This window comes from Nocardioides maradonensis, assembly GCF_054777115.1.
The window spans coordinates 250638-271673 of the sequence record NZ_BAAHAZ010000004.1 but is presented as its reverse complement, the minus strand read 5'-3'; the positions used below and the strand labels follow the sequence as shown (position 1 = coordinate 271673).

The following is a 21036-nucleotide window of genomic DNA, read 5'->3' as shown; positions in this document are numbered from 1 at the left end:
AGCCTGACTATATCGGTATGGACAAGGCGACGCTCTGGGGACACATCCATGCCGAGCGCGCCGCGCTCGCGGCCACCCTGGCCGAGCTCGACGACGCCGACTGGGACCACGCCACGCTCTGCCCCGGCTGGACGGTGAAGGACGTCGCCGCGCACGTCATCTCGACACCGCAGATCGGTTGGCGCGAGATGGCGGGACTGGTCGGGCGCAACCTGGGACGCGGCTACAACACGATGATCTTCCGCGAGGTGCAGCGGCTCGGGGCGACGCAGACGCCGGGCCAGATCCTGGCCGACTTCGCGACGTACGCGACGAGCACCCACCACGTCCCCACCACAACCTCGGTCGAGCCGCTCATCGACGCGCTGCTCCACCACCAGGACGTCGTCCGCCCGCTCGGCCGCTCGCGCACCATGCCGCCGGAGGCCGCGGCGCTGGCCGCCGACCGGGTACGCCGCCTCGCACCCCTCATGGGCACCAACCGCCAGGTGCGCTCCCTCCGGCTCGAGGCCACCGACGTCGACTGGACGCGCGGCCGCGGACCCACCGTCCGCGGCCCGATCCAGGAGCTGTTGATGATCGCGTCCGGCCGGCAGCCCGACCTCGCGCTGGTCGAGGGCGACGGACTCGCCGTCCTCAGCTGACCGCGGCCGTCCGGACAGGCGTGGTGCACAGCACGCGGCACGTCCCTACGAACGTCTTGCCGCCAGACCAAGGCAGGACCTACGGAAGACAACCGCGCGCGGCAGCGCGGCGTCGCCGGCGCCGGTTGCGAGGTGCGCGGCAGGAGGCGACGCAGGGAGCGAGGAACGAGCGACCGGAGGAGCCGAGGGACGCAAACCGAGCTAGTGGTGCGTCCAAGAAGTTCTGAAGCGCTTCGCGCACCCACAGCACGCACCTCGCGGCGTTGCCGGCGCTTGCGAGACGACCCGGTATGGCTGCGCACCGGCGCCTTGCGATCCACGCACCGTGAGCACGCCAACCGTTCCACAACTTCTCGGACGCACCACTAGGCGCCGACAGCGACGACGCGCTCGCGCAGTGCTAAGCCTGGCCGTCGAACATCGAGGTGACCGAGCCGTCCTCGAAGACCTCGCGGATGGCCCGGGCCACCAGCGGCGCGATCGACAGCGTGGTCAGCTTGTCGAACTGCTTGTCCGGCGGCAGCGGGAGCGTGTTCGTGACGACGATCTCGAGCGCCGGGCTGTTCTTGAGCCGGTCGACGGCCGGGTCGGAGAGGATCGCGTGGGTGGCGCAGATGATGACGCCCGCGGCACCGTCGGCCATGAGGGCCTCGGCTGCCTTCACGATCGTGCCGCCGGTGTCGATCATGTCGTCGGTCAGGACGCAGATGCGGCCCTTGACGTCACCGACGACACGGTTGGCGACGACCTCGTTGGCCACGTCGGTGCGCCGGGTCTTGTGGATGAACGCCAGGGGGACGTCGCCGAGCTTGGCCGCCCACTTCTCCGCGACCTTGATCCGACCGGCGTCCGGGGAGACGACGGCGAGCTCCTGGTCGCCGTACTTGCCCTTGATGTAGTCGGTGAGGACGGGCAGCGCCATCAGGTGGTCGACGGGTCCGTCGAAGTAGCCCTGCAGTTGGTCGGCGTGCAGGTCGACGGAGATGATCCGGTCGGCACCGGCGGTCTTGAACAGGTCGGCGATCATCCGGGCCGAGATCGGCTCGCGGCCGCGGTGCTTCTTGTCCTGGCGGCTGTAGCCCCAGAACGGCATGACGACGGTGATCCGCTTGGCCGAGGCGCGCTTGAGCGCGTCGACCATGAGCAGGTGCTCCATGATCCACTGGTTGATCGGCGTCGTGTGGCTCTGGATGACGAAGGCGTCGCAGCCACGGACGGACTCGTCGTACCGCACGTAGATCTCGCCGTTCGCGAACTCGCGCGCCTCGGTCGGGACCAGGTCGGTCTCGAGCAGGTCGGCGACCTCGTTCGCCAGCTCGGGGTGCGCCCGTCCGGAGAAGACCATGAGGTTCTTCTCGGTGGTCTTCTTCAGTCCGGCCACGTTGTCGCTCCCCGCTCGCCCAATGCCTCGGTCAGGATTCTGCCTGCTCGGCGGGGTCGCCCCCAAGCCCTGGTCCGTTTTCGGACTGTTCATCGTGAGCGGAACCCCCGGCGGCGGCCGCCGCGGCGTCCGCCTGGGCCGTCCCGGCACGCTTCGACTGCGCCCACCCGGGCAGGTTGCGCTGGCGGCCGGCGCTGACCGCGAGCGCCCCCGGCGGTACGTCGTCGCGCACGACCGTGCCCGCACCGGTGCCCGCGCCGTCGCCGATCGTGACCGGCGCGACGAAGGTGCTGTTCGACCCGGTCTTGGCGTGCCTGCCCACGGTGATCCGGTGCTTGGCGACCCCGTCGTAGTTGGCGAAGATCGTGCCGGCGCCGATGTTCGTGCCCTCGCCGATCTCCGCGTCGCCGACGTACGAGAGGTGCGGGACCTTCGCACCGTCGCCGATCTGCGCATTCTTGGTCTCGACGAAGGCGCCGATCTTGCCGTCGGATCCGAGCGTGGTGCCCGGGCGCAGGTACGAGAACGGCCCGACCGTCGCACCGTCGCCGATCACGGCGAGCTGGCCGTGCGTGCGGACCACCCGCGCCCCGGCGCCGATCTCGCAGTCCTCCAGCGTCGTGTCGGGACCGATCACCGCGTCCTCGGCCACGGAGGTCGCGCCCAGCAGCTGCACGCCCGGGAGGATCGTGACGTCCGGCGCGAGCGTCACGTCGGACTCGATCCAGGTGGTCGCCGGGTCCATGACGGTGACGCCGTCGCGCATCCAGCGGGTGACGATGCGGCGGTTCAGCTCCGCGCCGAGCGCGGCGAGCTGGGCGCGGTCGTTGGCGCCCTCGGTCTGCCACACGTCGTCGATGGGGTACGCCGAGACGGGCAGCCCCGATGCGCGCGCGAGCCCGATCGCGTCGGTCAGGTAGTACTCGCCGTTCGCGTTGTCGTTGCCGATCCGGCCGACCGCGTCGAGCAGGAAGCGCGCCTCGAACGCGAGGATGCCGGAGTTGATCTCCCTGATCCGACGCTGCTCGTCGCTGGCGTCCTTCTCCTCGATGATGGCCTCGACGGTGCCGTCGTCAGCGCGCACGATCCGCCCGTAGCCACGGGGGTTGTCGACGACGCCGCTCAGGATGCTGACGGCCGCGCCCGCGTCGTGGTGGGCGGCCACGAAGCTCGCCAGGGTCTCGCCCTCGAGCAGCGGGGTGTCGCCGTACGCGATCAGCACGGTGCCCTCGGGCCCCACTCCCCCGAGCTCCTGCAGGGCGATCCGCACGGCATGGCCCGTGCCGAGCTGCTCCTCCTGCACCGCGAGCACGGCCGCGGGCAGCGACTCGGCCACGTGCGGGCCGACCAGCTCGCGCTGGTGACCCACGACCACGACGACGCCTGCGGGCGCGAGCGAGGCGACCGCACCGAGGACGTGGCCGATCATCGAGCGGCCACCGATCCGGTGCAGCACCTTCGGCGTCTTGGACTTCATCCGGGTCCCGCCACCCGCGGCGAGGACGATCACGGTGAGCTGCTCGGTCACACGTGCCACCCTAGCCGCGGGCCACGGCGGGACGTCATACGGACGGAGCGCCTGAGGGCTCCGTCCGTATGACGTCCGCGGCAGGGTCCGGACGGCCTCAGCAGGCCTCTCCGGTCGACGCCCGACCGTGGTGGCCGAACCCGAAGGCGGCGAGCAGCGCGGCGATGGCGAAGCTGATGCCACCGAGCACGAACGCCGTCTCGTAGGCGCCCTCGGTCGGCAGCGCGATCGGGCCGGCAGGGGTGGCGTAGCTCGCGGTCGAGCTGGTGAGGACGGTGATCACGATCGCCGAGCCGATCGCACCGCCGACGGTCCGCATGATCGAGTTGACCGAGTTGGCGACGCCGGTGTCCGCGAGGGACACGTGCTGGGCGAGCAGGGCCGGCATGGCGGCGTACGCGACGGCGATCGCGGCGTTGCCCACGACGAGGGCAAGGATGAACTCCAGGCTGGTGCCGTGCAGCAGCGAGAGCGACGCCAGCGACGCGACGCCGAGCAGGCTGGCGACCAGCAGCACCGGACGCGCCCCGAAGCGGACCACGAACCGACCCGAGATCGGGCCGAGCGGGATGGCGAGCAGGGTGCCCGGCAGCATGTAGACGACGCTGGTGCGCAGCACGCTCGCCCCGAAGCCGAAGCCGGTGAGGACGTCCGGGGTCTGCACGAAGTACGTCGCCCCGAGGAACACGCTGAACATCGCGAACCCGACGAACAGCGAGGCGAGGTTGGTCGCCAGGACGGGTCGGTGGGACAGCAGGTCCAGCTTGATCAGCGGCGTCGACGTGCGGTGCTGCAGGACGCCGAAGCCGACGAGCACGACCGCGGAGGCCGCGAACAGGCCCAGGGTGGTCACCGAGGTCCAGCCCCACTCGTGCCCCTGGGAGACCGGCAGCAGCAGGAGGACGAGGCCGAGCGCGAGCACCGCGGCGCCCCGGTAGTCGACGGACCCGCCCTGACCCGGACGTCGCGGGAGGACGAACGCGCTGACCGCCAGCATCACGAGCGAGGCGGCCGCGGTCAGCCAGAAGATCCGGTGGAAGTCACCGTCGTGCTGGGTCAGCAGGCCGGTCGCGACGAGCGCGAACCCGCTGCCGAAGCCGAGGGCCGATGCGGCGACGGCCATGCCGTGGTGCATGCGCTCCATCGGCAGCTCCTGGCGCAGCACGCTGATGGCGAGCGGGAACAGGCCGAAGCTCGCGCCCTGCAGGGCACGACCGGCGATGAGGACACCGATGCTGTCGGCGGTCGCGGCGACGACGCTGCCGACCAGGGTGAGGCCGAGGACGACCAGGATCACGCGGCGGTTGCCGAGGACGTCGCCGAGCCGGCCGAAGAGCGGGGTGAGCGCGGCCGCGGTCAGCATCGTCGCGGTCGAGACCCAGCCGACGGTGGTCGCGGCGGCGCCCAGCTGGGTGCCGATGAGGGTGAGCGCGGGGACGACGACGGTCTGGATCAGCGAGAGCAGGAAGACGTTCGCCGCCATGGCGGGAAGGACGAGCCGTGAGTACGTCGCGGGGCCGCTCCGAGGGCGGACCGAGGGCGCCTCGACGGCAGCTGTGGTGTCGAGGGTGGTGGTCATGGAACGAGGGTGACACAAGAATTGACGTAGTGTCGATTTTCGACGACGTGACGTCAAACACCAGTGACGCAGCGTCGAGACGGCGTACACTCGACGGCATGACCGCCTCGTCCACCTCCGTGCGCCGCAGGGGCGGGCCGACCAAGGGCGACCAGCGCGAGCAGGCGATCGTCGAGGCGACCCGCCAGCTCCTCGCAGAGCGCAGCGTCAACGACCTGACGATCGACGCCATCGCGAAGGCGGCCGGCGTCTCCCGTACCGCCTTCTACTTCTACTTCCCCACCAAGCAGGCCGTCGTCGCCGCGCTCCTGGACGGCCTGTGGGAGCAGTTCGGCAGCACGCACGGCTGGTTCGACAGCGAGGGCGCGGACCGCGCGGGCCTGCTCGAGCACCACCACCTGGTCGCCGCCGTCTGGCGCGAGCACCTGCCGATCCTGACGTGCACCACCGGCGCGGTGGAGTACGAGCCGCTGCTGGACTGGGTCGAGCGGGCGCACACCCGCCTGGTCACCGGGCTCGCCGCGAAGATCGAGCGCGACCAGTCCTCCGGCGCGGCGCCCACCGGCCTCAGCCCCACGGCGTTGGCCGAGATGATCTCCGACCTGCGCGACAGCCGCCTGCGCGCCATCGCCCAGCTGCGCGGCAAGGCCTACGACGCCGCGGTCGCCGACCTCACCGAGGTCGTGCTGCGGATGATCTACGGCACCGTCTCCTGACACGCGCCGACGCCCGCCCCGGAGGAGCCTGGACGGGCGTCGATCTCACGTGAAGCCGAGGTTGGTTTCGATACGCCGCTCGCTGGCGCTCGCGGCTACTCAACCAACGATGGTGGTTGAGGAGGAGCCGCGGCGACCGAGCTTGCGAGGTGGCCGCGGTATCGAAACCTCAGAAGGCGCCGGTGCCGTTCGGCGTACCGAGGCCCGTCGGACCGTCCCAACCGGCGCGGGCGTTGCACCACTGGGTGGTGGGGCAGGTGCCGTTCGAGCCGGAGGTGACGTCGTTCAGGTTGCCCGGGTGGGCGTAGGGCAGGGCGTTGGCGTAGCCGGAGGTGTTGCCCGACAGCGCGTAGACCGAGGCGATGATCGGCGAGGACTCGCTGGTGCCACCGACCTGCGCCCACGTCGAGGCGCTCTTGCTCGTCGGCCAGTAGATCGCCATGCCGCCGTTCGACGGGTCGGCCGCGGCAGCCACGTCGGCCATCGCGCGCTTTGCGCAGCCGGTGTTGTACGACGAGGCGCCCGGCAGGGCGGTGTTGTACGACGAGCAGCCCGAACCCGCGCCGCTCCACACCGTCTCGGACCAGCCGCGGCTGTTCGAGGCCGCGACGAGGGACGTTCCACCGACGGCGGTGACGTAGGACGAGGACGCCGGGTAGGAGCCGCCCTGGTAGCCGTTGTCACCGGTCGACGCAGTGACCGCGATGCCCGGGTGGTTGTAGTAGGTGCCGTAGGTGGTGTCGGCCGCGTCGCCGCCGCCGTAGCTGTTGGAGATCGCGACGACACCGGCCTGCTTGGCCGCGGTGTTCACCGCTGCGCCGAGGTCGGCGAAGCTGGCCGACTTGGCCTGGACCACGACGATCCTGCAGTCCGGGCAGATCGCGGAGACGGCGTCGACGTCGAGCGCCTGCTCGCCGGCCCAGCCGGTGTTGAAGCGGGGCAGGCTCGTGCCGCCGTTCTGGTCGATGACCTTGAGACAACCGCTGGCAGAGGTGCAGGCCGGGAGGCCGAAGTAGGACCGGTAGGTCCCGAGGTCGCGCTCCAGGTTCGGGTAGCCGTAGGCGTCGACGATCGCGACGGTCCGGCCTCCGGAGCTGGTGCCGCCGAGGTTGTAGGCGGACTGCAGGTTCGCGGGCGTCATCGCGCCCGCGGCCGGCGCGGTGCTGTTCGGCACGACGCCGGCGGAGCTGACCAGCACCTTGGCGTCGCACGCGGCGTGGCCCGCCGACGGCAGCGCACACACCCGCTGCGCGTGCAGGCCGTGGGGCTTGGCGTGGGCGTCGGCCGCGGTGGCAGCGATGCCGGTCGCCACGAGCGCACTCACACCGAGTGCAGCCAGGACTCTTCTCATCGTGGGGTTCCTCCCGGGATCGAGATGTGCCGTCCGGACAGGGCAGCGCCTCACGTTCTATCGCCTGCCCGGAAGCCCGTCCAGACCCGTTCGGATGATCTTCACCTTCATCTTCCTGCACTGCGAAGGGATGAGTGGAGCGTCTGCCGTCGATGCGGGTGAACATCGCAAGAAGTTCCGGTGCCGAGCGCCCGCTGCCGTAGCGCCGGGACCGGTCCCGGCACGAGGCTCTGCGCTGGCCCGCCGGGCCCTGAAGGTCAGTTCCGTTCTCGAGAGGAATCACCGTGTCCCGTCCTGTCCTTGCCGGCCTCGGGCTGGCAGCCGCCGCGGCGAGCGCCGTCGTGGCGGTCCCCACCGCGGCGCACGCCGTCTCCGGCGACGTCGTCATCAGCGAGGTGTACGGCGGTGGAGGCAACTCCGGTGCGCCGTACCGCTCCGACTTCGTGGAGCTCGTCAACACCGGCTCCGCGTCGGTGAGCCTCGCCGGCTGGAGCGTGCAGTACGCCAGCGCCTCCGGCACCACCTGGAGCCGGACCGCGCTCAGCGGCTCGGTCGCCGCCGGAGCGACGTACCTCGTGCAGCTGTACACCGGCACGACCGGCGCCGCCCTGCCCACGCCCCAGGCGACCGGCACCACGAACCTGAGCGCGACGTCGGGCAAGGTCGCGCTGGTCACGAACAACACCACGCTCACCTGCGGGTCGACCTGCCACGCCGCCGCGGGCGTCAAGGACTTCGTCGGCTACGGGACGGCCAACGACGCCGAGGGCGCGGCTGCCCCTGCCGGCTCGAACACCGCGTCGGTCACCCGGACCGTCGCGGACACCGACCACAACAGCACCGACTTCGCCGCGGCCGCGCCGACGCCGGGGACCTCCACGCTGACCGGCGGCGGAGGCACCTCCTGCACCGGCACCCAGATCCACGCGATCCAGGGCGCCTCGCAGCTCGCCACCACCGGCTCGGTGTCGGGCGTCGGCGGCATCGTCACCGGCGTCGGCCCGGCCGGGTTCTTCCTGGAGGAGCCCACCGCGTGCCAGGACAGCAACGTGGCGACCTCCGAGGGCATCTACGTCTACACCTCCACCGCCCCGACGGTGGCCGTCGGCGACGCGGTGACGGTGGCGGGCACGGTCAGCGAGTACCGCTCGGGCGGGGCGACGTCGGCTAACCTGACGAGCACCGAGATCACCTCCCCGACCGTGACGAAGGTGTCCTCGGGCAACGCCCTCCCGGCGCCCGTGACGGTCGGCGCCGGATCGGCCTCCGCCGACCGGATCGTCCCGTCGACCGTCATCGAGGACGACTCGAGCGGCAACGTCGAGACCTCCAACACCTTCGACCCGAGCAGCGACGGCCTCGACTTCTGGGAGTCGCTCGAGGACATGCGCGTCACGATCGTCGGTGCCCAGGTGGTCGGGCCCACCAACACCACCTACGGCGAGACCCCGGTCGTGCCGAACGGCGCCGGCACCCGTACGCCGCGCGGCGGGATCCAGCTCACCGCGACCGACCCGAACCCCGAGCGGATCGTCGTCTCCGACCTGCTCGCGCCCTCGGCCGTCGCGAACGTGGGCGACAGCCTCGGCAACCTGACCGGCGTCCTCGACTACGGCTTCGGCACCTACGACCTCGAGCCGACCTCGACCCCGACGGTCACCTCGGGCGGCCTGCAGGCCGAGTCCACGACCGCGGCCACCTCCGGCCAGCTCGCGGCCGCGACGTTCAACGTGGAGAACCTCGACCCGACCGACCCGCAGACGAAGTTCGACGGGCTGGCCGCCCAGCTGGTGAACAACCTGAAGTCCCCCGACCTGGTGTCGCTGGAGGAGATCCAGGACAACGACGGCGCGACCGACGACGGCGTGGTGGCCTGCGACCAGACGATGGCCAAGCTGATCGCGGCGATCTCGGCAGCCGGCGGACCGGCGTACTCGTGGACCTCGATCGCCCCGCAGAACGACACCGACGGCGGTGAGCCGGGCGGCAACATCCGGCAGGTCTTCCTGTACCGCACCGACCGTGGCCTGTCCTTCACCGGTCGTGGCACACCGACGTACGGCACGAACGCGACGCTGTCCGGCACCGGTTCGGCGACCACGCTGGTCACCAACCCGTCGCGCATCCAGCCGACGAACAGCGCGTGGAGCTCGTCGCGCAAGCCGCTCGTTGGCCAGTTCAGCTGGAACGGGAAGTCGCTGTTCGTCATCGCCAACCACTTCAACTCCAAGGGCGGCGACGACCCGGACTTCGGCAAGGACCAGCCGCCGGTGCACTCCTCGGAGACGCAGCGGCACGACCAGGCCTCGCTGGTGCGCACCTTCACCGACTCGTTGCTGGCCGCCGACCCGAACGCGCGAGTCGTGGTGATGGGTGACCTCAACGACGACGAGTTCAGCCAGACCGCGGACATCCTGGTCGGGTCGGGGACGACCGCTCTGAACGACCTGCCGCGGACGCTGCCGGCGAACGAGCGCTACACCTACGACTACCAGGGCAACAGCCAGGTGCTCGACCACATCCTGTTGTCGCCGGCGCTCGCCACGTACGCCTACGACGTGGTGCACGCCAACAGCGAGTTCTCCACGCAGATGTCGGACCACGACCCCTCGGTCGTGAAGCTGACGTTCTGAGGCCTGCTGGAACCCCGGCCGCGGGGTGGGCCGGATCGTCGGTCCACCCCACGGCCGCTCTACGCTCGCGCCATGACCTCACCGTCGCGTGCGCAGCGCCTCCTCGACGCCCAGGTGGCCTGGCTGGTCGGTCAGCTGACCGGCCCCGACGCCGCGGCCGCTGTCGAGCGGGACCTCCGCGAGCTGCTCGACGCCGAGACCCGCGTCCCGCTCGGCCGGCTCGTCACCGTGCACGACGCCCAGCGCGCCGTCCGCACGCTGCTCGCGGTCGCGCCGGCGAGCACCGGCGCGAGCACGATCGTGCAGATGCTCGCCGACGTCGCGTACGACGGCCCCGCCTCGGCGTACACGCTGAGCGAGGTGGTCGCGCGCGAGGACGTCGAGCGGATCACCGACGAGGCGCTGGCCCACACCGACGTCGTACGCCGCCTGCTCGACGACGTGAGCGCCAGCCCGCTCGCGTCCGGCCTGGCGTCGCGGTTCGTGGGGCGGCTGGTCAACGAGATGCTGCAGTCCAACCGGGCGGCCGCCGAGAAGGTGCCGGGCGTCGGTGCGCTCGTCTCCTTCGGGCTCGGCGCCGCAGGGGCCGTCGCCGGTGCCGCGACCGGCTCGATCGACGCGGTCCTCGGCGACGTGACCTCGAAGGGCGCGGCGATCGCGGCCAAGCGGCTGAACCGCGTCCTCGTCGACACCCTGTCCGACCCTGCCGCGCGGGCGGCCGTGCTCGAGGTCTACGACCTGTACGCCGACCACCCGATCCCCCACCTGCGCGACGTCACCACGCGCGAGGAGGTTCGCCGGATCGCCGGCCTCGCGCAGGACGTCACCATCGACGGCGCTGCCCGGCCGGCCGTCCTGGAGCTCGCCGACGCCGTCGTCGCGGCCTTCTGGGGCGTCTACGGCGAGCACCCGGCCTCGGCCCTGCTGCTCGACCTCGGCATCGACCGCGAGGCGGCCATCACCGAGGGCGTGCGGGTCGCGACCGACGCGCTCGCGGTCGCCCACGAGAACGGCGACCTCGAGCGCATCCTGCGCGACCGGCTCGCGCCGTTCTACGACTCGGCCGAGGTCGCCGCCGTCCTCGCGGAGTGACCGGCGTCAGCCGGCCGGGGCCCACGGGCGATTGAGGCCGCGCCGAGCGGGAACCGGGCGAGCATCCGAGGAGAGGAGAAGGCTCATGTCCGAACCCGAGCGCTACGACCCCGAGGACACCGATCCGGAGGCCAGCGTCGAGGACGTCGACCCCGAGGCGGCCGTGGACGAGGAGGACCCTGAGGAGTCCGTCGACGAGGTCGTCGAGGAGTCGTTCCCGAGCAGCGACCCGCCGTCGAGCTGGGCCGGCCGAGACCGCCGGGAGTGAGGTCGGGTCACTCCAGCGCGGCCACGAGGGACAGGAGGAGTGCGGCGCCGGACCCGGCGCCCGCATAGAGGATCACGGCGCCCGGCGTACCGTCCACGTCGACCGGGAGGGCGAGGGCCGACGACCAGATCCCCGTCACTGCCCGTCGCCAGGACCGCCATCGGTGCTCGCCTGCGACGTCCGGCACCCACACCACCTCGCCCCGCTCCAGCGCGAGGCTGCCGGGACCGTGCCCGGTCAGCGCGTCGATCTCGCAGGCGGTGTGGGCGTTCTCGCCACTCGCATCCGCCGTGAACGGTCTCTCCGGGCCGTCCGCGAGGACCGCCGCCGCGACGGTGCCGACCGCGACCTCGGGGCCGAGCAGCGTCATGTCGATCAGGCGGGCGCGGAGCAGGCGCTCCCAGCCCTGGTGCGCGCCGGGAACCGGCTCCGCGATCGCGGTCACTGCGAGGGCCGTGAAGTTGTCATGCACGACGGTCCCACACCGACGGGCCCGAACACGAGCCACGAAGCTCCCCGGGTTGGAATCGAACCAACGAAAACCAGATTCAAAGTCTGGCCGCCCGTGCCAGCAGAGCAACCGGGGAAGGTGGGTCAACGGTAGTGGACGGGGTTGATCCAAGGGCTCTCCGCATGGTCTCCTGATAACTGCACACGCACGTAGTCACTTTGCGTGAGGACCCAGGAGCCGCCATGACCACGACTGCCAGCACCTCCCTGCCGCCGTGGCACCCGAGCCGACCGCACCACGAGCTGGCCGCCGACGTGCGGTGGTGGATGGGGACGCCGGTCGCGTTCGGGCTCTTCGGGCGGCTGGCGCTGGACCAGGTCGCCTACCGCGAGGTCGCGGCCGCGGTGGACGCGACCGGGCGGTTCCGGGAGAACTTCACCAACCGCGGCATCCGCAGCTACCTGTGGGGCCCGCTGATGCTCTTCGGCGACGAGGGCGACCGACGCGCGAAGGCCGAGCAGCTCAAGCGGATGCACGGGTCGGTCCGGGGCCGCGGGCGCGGCGAGTTCGAGGGTGAGCGGTTCAGCGCGCTCGACCCCGCGCTGTGGAAGTGGGTCGGCACGAGCAGTGCGCTGGTGTTCTACACCGGCTACGTCACGACGTACGCCGCCGACCTGACCCCCGAGGAGCGCGAGGTCGTGTGGGAGACAGTGCTCGCGATGAGCGACTTCGACCTCGCCAGCGGGCAGGCAGAGGTGCCACCCACCATCACCGAGGCCCTCGCCTACTACGACGAGGTCGCGGCCACGAAGCTCGCCGACAACGAGTTCCTGCAGTGGGCGAGCGCGAGCTTCGACGACCTGCCGGTGCCGACGCTGGTCGGGCCGCGCTGGCTCCACCTGCTCGTCACGCCGGCATGGCGGGTGCTGACCCCGGCGCTCTCGCGGCCGGCCCGGATCTGCGCCGAGGCCGCCGCCCACCCCCGGATGGGTGAGCTGCTCGGGATCCGCTGGGATCGCCGCAAGCAGACCGAGCTGCGCATCTACACCGCGGCCCTGCGCGGGCTGCGGCGGCACCTGCCGATGTGGCTGCTCCTCGAGCCGATGGCCTACAACCGCTACCGCTACGAGCGACTGCGGGCGGCGTACGAGAAACCCGAGCTGCGGTCCTTCGCGCCGGGGGCCTGACCGGGAGCGGACCGGTCGTGACAGAGGGGGCTGGTGCCGACATCGGGAGAGCGCAGCAGCACCACCCGTCACGATCGGTCCGCCGCAGGGCCGCCCACGCCGACCCCAGGGGTCGACCAGGCTCAGCCGAGGACGGCCGGCAGGTGCTCCCAGCCGCGCAGGATCCGGGTCGGGCGCCGGTCGGCGCCGTCGAGCAGCCGCAGGTCGGGGAAGCGGTCGAAGAGCGCGCGCAGGCCGACCTCGCCCTCCATCCGCGCCAGGGACGCACCCAGGCAGTAGTGCCGGCCCGAGGAGAAGGACACGTGCTCGTGCGCGTTCTCGCGCGCCACGTCGAAGCGATCCGGATCGGGGAAGACCTGCGGGTCGCGGTTGGCGCCGGCGAGGACGGTGGTGACGAGGGTTCCGCGCTGGACGGGCGTGCCCGCGACGTCGGTGTCGGCTGCGCAGAAGCGGCCCGTCAGCAGGACCGGCGGGTCGTAGCGCAGGACCTCGTCGACCGCGTTCGGCCAGAGCTCCGGCCTCTCGCGCAGCAGGGCCAGCTGCTCGGGGTGCTCGGTGAGCAGCGCGATGCCGTTGCCGAGCAGGTTGACCGTGGTCTCGAAGCCGGCGGCGAGGACGAGACCGGCGATCGACTTCAGCTCGATCTCGCTCAGCCCCTCCCCCTCGTCGCGTGCGGCGACGAGCTTGCTGAGCAGGTCGTCGCCGGGGTTGCGACGCAGCGCCTCCAGGTGTCCGCCGAGCCAGGCGTCGAACTCCTCGAGCGCGCCCTCGACCTGGCGGAACTGGCTCCAGGTCAGGCCCAGGTCGAGGCTCGGCGCGGCGGCCGCGCCGAACTCGAGCACGCGCTCGCGCTCCGACTCCGGCACCCCGAGGATCTCGGAGATCACCGTGACCGGCAGCAGCGCGCAGTAGCGCTCGACCAGGTCGACCGGGCTGCCGGCGTGCGCGGCGAGGTCGTCGAGCAGACCGGCCGCGATCTCCTCGGTGCGCGTGCGCAGGGCCGCCACGGCCTTCACCGAGAAGACCCGGGTGACGAGCTTGCGGTAGCGGGTGTGGTCGGCGCCGTCGGTGACGAGCAGCGACGGTGGAGCGACCGGGTTGAGCACGTCGACCTGCGCCCACTGCGCGGTGCGGGCGAGCCAGCCTGAAGCGGCGCTCGGCGTACCGGTGCGGAAGTCGGGGCTGTTGAGGACGGCCTTCACCGTGGCGTGGTCGACGGTGACGACGCTGAAGGTGCCCTGGTACGCCGGTCCGTGCTCGCGGATCTCGTCGAAGAGCGCGACGACGGCGCGGTGATCGCCACCCTTCGCCTCGCCAATGAGCCGTCCCTGGAGCTCGCCGCGCTGGGCCGACCGGTTGAGCATCACCCGGGCGAGCCCGTGGTTCACGACCCAGCGGACCGGCTTCTTCACCGCCTGCTCGGCGGCGCCGAGCGGGCCCGCCGTGCTGCGAAGAGCCGCGGAGACCGGGGTCGCACCCTGGGACAGCTTCAACACCTCGACCACCCTTCCGGTACGCCGTCGTACCGACTCGCTTGGTACGAGACGGTACCAACGCGCTCCGAGGCAGGCAAGGGGCTAGTGTTCCGCTCCATGACCGACCTGCTCAGCACGACCAGCGGCTTCCGCGAGCGCCTGCTCGTGGGGCTCACGGCCGCGCTGGAGCTGCGGGAGTACCACGACGTCACGATCGCGGACATCGTCGGCCAGGCGCGCACGTCCAAGCGCACCTTCTACGAGTACTTCGACAGCAAGCAGGAGTGCTTCCTCGCCCTGGTGCGGGAGAACAACGACCGCCGCCGGGCCGAGGTCGCCGAGGCGGTCGACCCGAGTGCCGACCGACAGGTGCAGGTCCGGCAGGCGATCGAGGCGCTGTTCGGGTCGGTGCACGAGCGGCCGACCGTCTTCCTGCACTCCCTGCGGGCACTGCGCTCGCTCGGCGAGGAGGGTCACGAGCTCGTCCGCCAGGACCTGGCCGCCTTCGTCGACCTGCTGCAGACGCTGAGCGACACCCCCGAGCTGCGCGCGGCCGGCATCACCCCGCCGAGCCGCGAGGCCTCGATCGTGCTCGTCGGCGGCCTGCGCGAGCTGATCGCCCTCAGCCTCGAGGAGGGGCGCGACCCGGCCACCATGATCGATGCTGCCACCGAGGTCACCCTGGCCGTTCTGGAACCGCGCTAGGTTCGAGGGCGACCACCGACGAGAGGATCGCCCGATGCGCAGAACCGCCCGGATCGCCGCCCGCGTGCTGACCGGTACGACGTACGCCGTGCTCGGCTTCGACGCCGTCCGCTCCCCCGGCGGCCGGGTCGACATGGCCGCACCGCTGCTCGACCGGGTGCGCAGTGTCGTACCCGCCGTGCCGGACGACGCCCTGGCCGTCCGGGCGAACGGGGCCGTGCAGACGGCCGCCGGCGCGGCCCTGGTCGCGGGCTTCCACCCGCGCCTGTCGGCCGTGGCCCTGATCGGCTCGATGGTGCCGACCACGCTGGCCGGTCATGCGTTCTGGGAGGTCGACGACAAGGCCCAGCGCGCCGGGCAGCGCACCCAGTTCCTCAAGAACGCCGCCATGATCGGCGGCCTGATCGCGATCGCGCTGGACCGCGGCGACTCCTAGTGGTGCGTCCAAGAAGTTCTGAAGCGCTTCGCGCACCCACGGCACGCACCTCGCGGCGTTGCCGGCGCTTGCGAGACGACCCGGTATGGCTGCGCACCGGCGCCTTGCGATCCACGCACCGTGAGCACGCCAACCGTTCCACAACTTCTCGGACGCACCACTAGGTCAGGAGGTCGCGGCCGATCACGAGCCGCTGGATCTGGTTGGTGCCCTCGAAGATCTGGGTGACCTTGGCGTCCCGGAACAGCCGCTCGACCGGGTACTCCCGCGTGTAGCCGTTGCCGCCGAGCACCTGCACGGCGTCGGTCGTGACGCGCATGGCGGCGTCGGTGGCGGTGAGCTTGGCGATCGAGGCCTGCCGGCTGAACGGACGGCCGGCGTCCTTGAGCCGCGCGGCGTGGAGGTACGCCGCCCGCGACCGCTCGACCTCGGCCGCCATGTCGGCGAGCAGGAACTGCAGGCCCTGGTTGTCGCCGATCGGTCGGCCGAACTGCTCGCGCTCGCGGGCGTACGCGACGGCGTGCGCGAGGGCCGCCTGGGCGATGCCGGTCGCGACCGCGGCGATGCCGAGCCGTCCGGCGTCGAGGGCGGAGAGCGCGACCTGCATGCCGCGACCCTCCTCGCCGATCAGCTGGGCGGCGGGGATCCGGGCCTCGTCGAAGAGCACCTGGGTGGTGACGTCGCAGGCCAGGCCCATCTTCTTCTCGGGTGCGCCGAAGCTCATCCCGGGCGTGCCGTCGGGCACGACGAAGGCGGACAGGCCGCGGGTGCGGTCCTCGCCGGTGCGGGCGAAGAGGATGTAGTAGTCGGCGCAGGAGCCGTTGGAGATCCACTGCTTCACGCCCTTGACGACGTAGTTGTCGCCGTCGCGGCGGGCGGCGGTGCGGATGCCGCTGACGTCCGAGCCGGCCTGCGGCTCGGACAGGCAGTAGGCGCCCAGCCAGTCACCGGACAGCATCTTCGGCAGCCACTCCGCGTTCATCTCCTCGGACGCGTTGGCCGCCACGACCGTCGAGGTGAGGGCGTGCACGGACGTGCCGACGCCGACGCTCGGCCACGCGGTGGCGATCTCCTCGACGACCTGGAGGTAGACCTCGTAGGGCTGTCCGCCCCCGCCGTGCTCCTCGGCGAAGGGCAGGGAGAGCAGCCCGGCCCGTCCGAGGATCCGGTAGGCGTCGGCGGGGAACTCGGCGTTCGCCTCGGCCTCGGCAACCTTCGGCGCCAGCTCCTTGGTCGCGATCTCGCGGGCCAGGGCCAGCAGCTCGACGGACTCCTCGGTCGGCAGCAGCCGGTCAACCTCAGTGCTCACCCCTGCACCTTAGAGGCGCCGGGTGCGGTCGTCAGGAGCGGGCGTCGGCGACGGCGTACAGGACCACCGAGGCGGCCACACCGGCGTTGAGCGACTCGAGCACGCCGGCCATCGGGATCGAGACGAGACGGTCGCAGGTCTCGGCCACGAGGCGCGACAGACCGTCACCCTCGGAGCCCACGACCACGACCAGCGGGCCGCGGACCAGGTCCTGGTCGGCGACCATCTCGGGCAGGGTCAGGTCGCCGTCGGCGGCGAGGCCGACCACGAAGCAGCCCGCTTCCTGGTACGCCTGCAGGGTCCGGGTCACGTTGACGGCCTGGGCGACCGGGACGCGGGCGGCGGCACCCGCCGAGGTCTTCCACGCGGCGGCGGTCATCGAGGCCGCGCGGCGTTCCGGGATGACCACGCCGTGCGCGCCGAACCCGGCGGCGGAACGGACGACGGCACCCAGGTTGCGCGGGTCGGTGACGTGGTCGAGCACGACGATGAGCGGCTGGTCGCCCATCTCCACCGCCCGCTCGACGAGGTCGTCCGGGTGGGCGTACTCGTACGCCGGCACCTTGGCCGCGATGCCCTGGTGCACCGCCTCGGACGTGATCCGGTCGAGCTCGCGCCGCGAGGTCTCCATCAGGCCGACGCCCATCTCGGCGCACAGCCGGAACGCCTCCCGGGTGCGGCCGTCGCGCTCGATCCCCTCGGCGACGTACACGGCGGTGACGGGGACACCCTCGCGGAGCGCCTCGACGACCGGGTTGCGACCGACGATCCACTCGGCGTCGCCGGTCTGCCGACGGCGCGGCTTCTTCGCCTCGGCCCGCTCCTTGGCGGCCGCGATCTTGTGCGCCTTGTGGTACGGCCGGTCGACGGCCTTCGGCGTCGGGCCCTTGCCCTCCAGGCCGCGCCGGACGTTGCCGCCGGAGCCGCCGACGACCTTCTTGCTGCTCTTGCGGGTCGCGCCGCGGCGCGAGCTGTTACCGGCCATCAGGAAAGACTCCACTTCGGTCCGTCGGGGGTGTCGGTGATCTCGATGCCGGCGGCCTTGAGCTGGTCGCGCACGGCGTCCGCCGCTGCCCAGTCCTTGGCCGCGCGCGCGGCCGCGCGCTGGTCGAGAAGGCCGCGGACGAGGGCGTCCACGGCGTGGGTGAGGTCCTCGTCGGCGCCCTTCGCCGGGCCCCAGGCGGGGTCGGCGGGGTCGAGGCCGAGGACGTCGAGCATGGCGACGACCGCGCCGGCGACGGCGGTGACGTCCTCGCCCGCGGCCAGCAGCCGGTTGCCCTCACGCACGGTGTCGTGCAGGACGGCGACGGCGCCCGGCGTACCGAGGTCGTCGTCCATGGCCGCGGCGAAGACCTCGGGGAGGGTGGTCGCGCTCGCCGTACCGACGCGCTCGAGGAAGCCCTCGATCCGGCGGAAGGCGGCCGCGGCCTCGTCCAGCGCTTCGAAGCTGAACTCCACGTGCGAGCGGTAGTGGGCGGCCACCAGGTAGTAGCGCAGCTCGATGCCGCGGTAGCGCTCCAGCACGGCCGGGATCGTGAGCGAGTTGCCGAGCGACTTGGACATCTTCTCGCCGGCGGTGGTGATCCACGCGTTGTGCATCCAATACGACGCGAACGGCCGCCCGGCGGCGCGCGACTGGGCCTGCTCGTTCTCGTGGTGCGGGAAGCGCAGGTCGAGCCCGCCGCCGTGGATGTCGAAGGCCGGTCCGAGGTACTTGCCGGCCATCGCCGAGCACTCGATGTGCCAGCCCGGGCGGCCACGACCCCAGGGGGACGGCCAGCTCGCGGTCTCCGGCTCGGACTCCTTGCGGCCCTTCCAGAGCGCGAAGTCGCGGGGGTCCTTCTTGCCGCGCGGGTCGGCGTCGGCGGCGGCCTCCATGTCGTCGACGCCCTGGTGGGTGAGCTCGCCGTACGCCGGCCACGACCGCACGTCGAAGTAGACGTCGCCCGAGCCGTCGGCGGCCGGGTAGGCGTGGCCGCGGACGATCAGCTCCTCGATCAGCTCGATCATCTCGGGGACGTGGCCGGTCGCCGCGGGCTCGTACGTCGGCGCCGCGACGTTGAGCGCGGCGTACGCCGCCGTGAGCTCGCGGTGCATCGCGTAGGCGAGGTTGTACCAGGGGCGACCCTGCTCGACGGCCTTCGCCAGGATCTTGTCGTCGATGTCCGTGGTGTTGCGGATGAAGGTGACGTCGTACCCCGACGCGCGCAGCCAGCGCTGCAGCACGTCGAAGTTCACGCCGGACCGGACGTGCCCGACGTGCGGCTCGCTCTGCACGGTGAGACCGCAGACGTAGAGCGACGCCCTGCCGGGCTGGAGGGGCACGAACTCACGGACCTCTCGGGTCGCCGTGTCATAGAGCCGGAACGTCACCGGTGAAGTCTAGGGTGAGGTGGTGCGCAGGGCCGTTTCCTCAATCGCCGCCGCCATCGCCGCTCTCGGGCTCCTCTCGGGTTGCGGGTCGCGGCCGGAGGGTGTGCTCGGCATGACGACGGCCCAGCCCCGGCAGATCGACCTGCACGCGTGGGACACCTCCGCGGCCCTCGGCAACGGCACCCTCGACGGGCTCGTCGTGCGCCAGGGTCGGCTCGTGTTCGACCACGCGACCGGCGCCCGCTACCTCGGTGGCCGCCGGTACGACGCCGCCACCTGGACCTCCAACTGGCGCCGACCCGGCTTCAGCTTCACCCAGCTGATCGCGTCGTGGGTGGCCCGCACCCCGGGCGACTCCTGGCTCGAGGTCCAGGTCCGCGGGCGCACGGCAGCCGCGACCGAGACCTCCTGGGACACGCTGGCCCGCTGGGCCTCGGGCGACCGCTACGTCACCCGCACCTCCTTCCCGTCGCAGCCCGACGACGGCACCACCGTCGACGTCGACACGTGGAAGTCGGCCGGGCTGGCGTCGTACCAGCTCAAGGTGTCGCTGATGCGCCGCCCCGGCACCACCGCTACGCCCGACGTGGACCTGGTCGCGGGCATGACCTCGCGGCTGCCCGCGACGGCGGGCGCGACGTCGCGGCCGGGCCCGGGCGACGGCATCGTCCTGCCCGTGCCGCGCTACTCGCAGATGATCCACGAGGGCGAGTACCCGCAGTGGGGCGGTGGCGGGGAGGCCTGGTGCTCGCCGACCTCGACCAGCATGGTGCTGGGCTACTACGGCAAGCTCCCGCGCCCCAGCGCGTACGCCTGGGTCAACAAGGCGTACGCCGCCCCCTGGGTCGACTTCGCCGCCCGCTCCACCTTCGACCCCCGCTACGACGGCACCGGCAACTGGCCGTTCAACACCGCCTACGCCGGCCAGCGGACCGGCTCCGCCTTCGTGACCCGGCTGCGCAGCCTGCGCGAGGCGGGCCGGTTCATCGCGGCGAGGATCCCGCTCGTGGTGTCGGTGGCGTTCGGGCCGGGCGAGCTGAGCGGCTCCCCGATCCGTGCCTCGAACGGCCACCTGATCGTGGTCGTCGGCTTCACCCGCACCGGCGACGTCGTGGTCAACGACCCCGCGGCCTCCACCGATGCCGGCGTGCGCCGCACCTACGACCGTGCCCAGTTCGAGCGGATCTGGCTGAACGCGTCCGGCGGCATGGCCTACGTGATCCGCGACCCCGCCCACCCGCTGCCCGCGGGCGACTGGTCGAACTGGTGATCAGACCAGGTCGATGAGGGTCGGGAGCGACGCGGTGATGACGGTGAGCAGCTCCTCGCGGCTCATCGCCTCGGGGTCGGCGCACCAGCCGAGGACGAGCTTCTCGGCCATGGCCTGCCAGCCGCGGATGATCATCCGGACCGCCGGCGTGTCCGCGAGGTCGATGGTCGGGCCCTCGGCGAAGAAGCGTTCCCCCATCGCCTCGAACGTCTCGTCGTAGATCGCGCGCATCACCTCGTTGCCACCCGCCGCCGCGGCCACGAGCGAGCGGTAGCCGGCCTCGTTGGCCACCACGTAGTCGACGTACGCCGTGATCGAGGCGGCCAGGCGCTCGAGCGGCTCGCCGCCCTCGGGCGGGGCGGTCTTGTCGAAGAGGTCGTCGGCGGCGTACCGCACCACCGCCTCGCGGTAGCCCTGCTTGCCGTCGAAGTAGTGGTAGATCAGGCCGCGCGACACCCCCGCCTCGGCCATGACCAGGTCGATGGAGATGTCCTCGATGGTGTGCGAGCTGAACAGGCGCACCCCGAGCTCGAGCAGCCGGGTGCGGCGCTCCTCCGGGCTGAGCCGGGTCCGCGGGGTGGTGGTCGTCACGCGGACCACTCTATTGACACTTGTTCAATAACCGCAATACCGTCCTC

General features: G+C 71.9%; 19 protein-coding genes and 1 tRNA gene. 9 read left to right on the top strand and 11 right to left on the bottom strand.

The annotated features are described in order from the left end of the window. Positions 1 to 17 precede the first annotated feature (17 nt). Positions 18 to 644 carry a maleylpyruvate isomerase family mycothiol-dependent enzyme gene (locus ACYVAQ_RS06530; RefSeq protein WP_460787683.1) on the top strand — a complete coding sequence of 209 codons (627 nt, stop codon included), beginning with the start codon at positions 18 to 20 and terminating at the stop codon, positions 642 to 644. A 400-nt stretch (positions 645 to 1044) separates the two neighbouring features. On the opposite strand, the gene ACYVAQ_RS06525 is transcribed toward ACYVAQ_RS06530, so the two are convergent. The 3 genes from ACYVAQ_RS06525 to ACYVAQ_RS06515 form a co-directional block, all read right to left on the bottom strand. Next, positions 1045 to 2025, bottom strand: coding sequence for a ribose-phosphate diphosphokinase (locus ACYVAQ_RS06525; RefSeq protein WP_460787682.1), 981 nt, complete (start codon positions 2023 to 2025; stop codon positions 1045 to 1047). Between the two features lie 31 nt (positions 2026 to 2056). Then, complete coding sequence (gene glmU, locus ACYVAQ_RS06520; RefSeq protein ID WP_460787681.1) at positions 2057 to 3553, bottom strand: bifunctional UDP-N-acetylglucosamine diphosphorylase/glucosamine-1-phosphate N-acetyltransferase GlmU; 1497 nt, start codon at positions 3551 to 3553, stop codon at positions 2057 to 2059. 97 nt (positions 3554 to 3650) lie between these two features. Next, entirely contained in the window at positions 3651 to 5132 is a 1482-nt protein-coding gene (locus ACYVAQ_RS06515; protein WP_460787680.1) for an MFS transporter, read from the bottom strand. A gap of 98 nt (positions 5133 to 5230) precedes the next feature. On the opposite strand from ACYVAQ_RS06515, the gene ACYVAQ_RS06510 reads away from it, so the two are divergent. Beyond that, on the top strand, positions 5231 to 5848 hold the full coding sequence (locus ACYVAQ_RS06510; RefSeq protein WP_460787679.1) for a TetR/AcrR family transcriptional regulator: 618 nt from the start codon (positions 5231 to 5233) through the stop codon (positions 5846 to 5848). A gap of 169 nt (positions 5849 to 6017) precedes the next feature. On the opposite strand, the gene ACYVAQ_RS06505 is transcribed toward ACYVAQ_RS06510, so the two are convergent. Further along, positions 6018 to 7199 (bottom strand): S53 family peptidase, encoded by a 1182-nt coding sequence (locus ACYVAQ_RS06505; protein WP_460787677.1) that lies wholly within the window; start codon positions 7197 to 7199, stop codon positions 6018 to 6020. 284 nt (positions 7200 to 7483) lie between these two features. Between ACYVAQ_RS06505 and ACYVAQ_RS06500 the strand changes: the two genes are divergently transcribed. The 3 genes from ACYVAQ_RS06500 to ACYVAQ_RS06490 all read left to right on the top strand — a co-directional run bounded on the left by ACYVAQ_RS06500 (position 7484) and on the right by ACYVAQ_RS06490 (position 11192). Next, positions 7484 to 9832, top strand: a complete 2349-nt coding sequence (locus ACYVAQ_RS06500; protein WP_460787676.1) for a lamin tail domain-containing protein — start codon at positions 7484 to 7486, stop codon at positions 9830 to 9832. Positions 9833 to 9904: 72 nt separating this feature from the next. Then, the gene (locus tag ACYVAQ_RS06495) at positions 9905 to 10924 is read left to right on the top strand and encodes a hypothetical protein (protein ID WP_460787675.1); all 1020 of its coding nucleotides are present in this window, start codon (positions 9905 to 9907) and stop codon (positions 10922 to 10924) included. Between the two features lie 85 nt (positions 10925 to 11009). Further along, positions 11010 to 11192 (top strand): hypothetical protein, encoded by a 183-nt coding sequence (locus ACYVAQ_RS06490; RefSeq protein ID WP_460787674.1) that lies wholly within the window; start codon positions 11010 to 11012, stop codon positions 11190 to 11192. Between the two features lie 7 nt (positions 11193 to 11199). On the opposite strand, the gene ACYVAQ_RS06485 is transcribed toward ACYVAQ_RS06490, so the two are convergent. Beyond that, positions 11200 to 11664, bottom strand: a complete 465-nt coding sequence (locus ACYVAQ_RS06485; RefSeq protein ID WP_460787673.1) for a hypothetical protein — start codon at positions 11662 to 11664, stop codon at positions 11200 to 11202. A 40-nt stretch (positions 11665 to 11704) separates the two neighbouring features. Then, positions 11705 to 11779, bottom strand: a tRNA-Gln gene (locus tag ACYVAQ_RS06480). 106 nt (positions 11780 to 11885) lie between these two features. Here ACYVAQ_RS06480 and ACYVAQ_RS06475 point away from each other — a divergent pair. Further along, entirely contained in the window at positions 11886 to 12830 is a 945-nt protein-coding gene (locus tag ACYVAQ_RS06475) for an oxygenase MpaB family protein (RefSeq protein ID WP_460787672.1), read from the top strand. 122 nt (positions 12831 to 12952) lie between these two features. Here the strand turns inward: ACYVAQ_RS06475 and ACYVAQ_RS06470 are convergent, their stop codons facing one another. Then, the gene (locus ACYVAQ_RS06470; protein WP_460787671.1) at positions 12953 to 14326 is read right to left on the bottom strand and encodes a cytochrome P450; all 1374 of its coding nucleotides are present in this window, start codon (positions 14324 to 14326) and stop codon (positions 12953 to 12955) included. Between the two features lie 96 nt (positions 14327 to 14422). On the opposite strand from ACYVAQ_RS06470, the gene ACYVAQ_RS06465 reads away from it, so the two are divergent. Next, a complete protein-coding gene (locus tag ACYVAQ_RS06465; protein ID WP_460787670.1) occupies positions 14423 to 15010 on the top strand; it encodes a TetR/AcrR family transcriptional regulator in 588 nt (195 codons plus the stop codon). 34 nt (positions 15011 to 15044) lie between these two features. Further along, on the top strand, positions 15045 to 15446 hold the full coding sequence (locus ACYVAQ_RS06460) for a DoxX family membrane protein (protein ID WP_460787669.1): 402 nt from the start codon (positions 15045 to 15047) through the stop codon (positions 15444 to 15446). 160 nt (positions 15447 to 15606) lie between these two features. On the opposite strand, the gene ACYVAQ_RS06455 is transcribed toward ACYVAQ_RS06460, so the two are convergent. The 3 genes from ACYVAQ_RS06455 to cysS are packed head-to-tail and all read right to left on the bottom strand — an operon-like array spanning position 15607 to position 19128. Next, positions 15607 to 16755, bottom strand: coding sequence for an acyl-CoA dehydrogenase family protein (locus ACYVAQ_RS06455; RefSeq protein WP_460787667.1), 1149 nt, complete (start codon positions 16753 to 16755; stop codon positions 15607 to 15609). Between the two features lie 31 nt (positions 16756 to 16786). Then, the gene (gene rlmB, locus ACYVAQ_RS06450; protein WP_460787666.1) at positions 16787 to 17740 is read right to left on the bottom strand and encodes a 23S rRNA (guanosine(2251)-2'-O)-methyltransferase RlmB; all 954 of its coding nucleotides are present in this window, start codon (positions 17738 to 17740) and stop codon (positions 16787 to 16789) included. Then, the gene (gene cysS / locus ACYVAQ_RS06445) at positions 17740 to 19128 is read right to left on the bottom strand and encodes a cysteine--tRNA ligase (protein ID WP_460787665.1); all 1389 of its coding nucleotides are present in this window, start codon (positions 19126 to 19128) and stop codon (positions 17740 to 17742) included. Before cysS ends, rlmB begins: the two co-directional genes overlap by 1 nt. A gap of 22 nt (positions 19129 to 19150) precedes the next feature. On the opposite strand from cysS, the gene ACYVAQ_RS06440 reads away from it, so the two are divergent. Next, a complete protein-coding gene (locus ACYVAQ_RS06440) occupies positions 19151 to 20398 on the top strand; it encodes a peptidase C39 family protein (protein WP_460787664.1) in 1248 nt (415 codons plus the stop codon). Here ACYVAQ_RS06440 and ACYVAQ_RS06435 read toward each other — a convergent pair whose 3' ends face one another. Beyond that, positions 20399 to 20989 (bottom strand): TetR/AcrR family transcriptional regulator, encoded by a 591-nt coding sequence (locus ACYVAQ_RS06435; RefSeq protein ID WP_460787663.1) that lies wholly within the window; start codon positions 20987 to 20989, stop codon positions 20399 to 20401. Between the last annotated feature and the right edge of the window lie 47 nt (positions 20990 to 21036).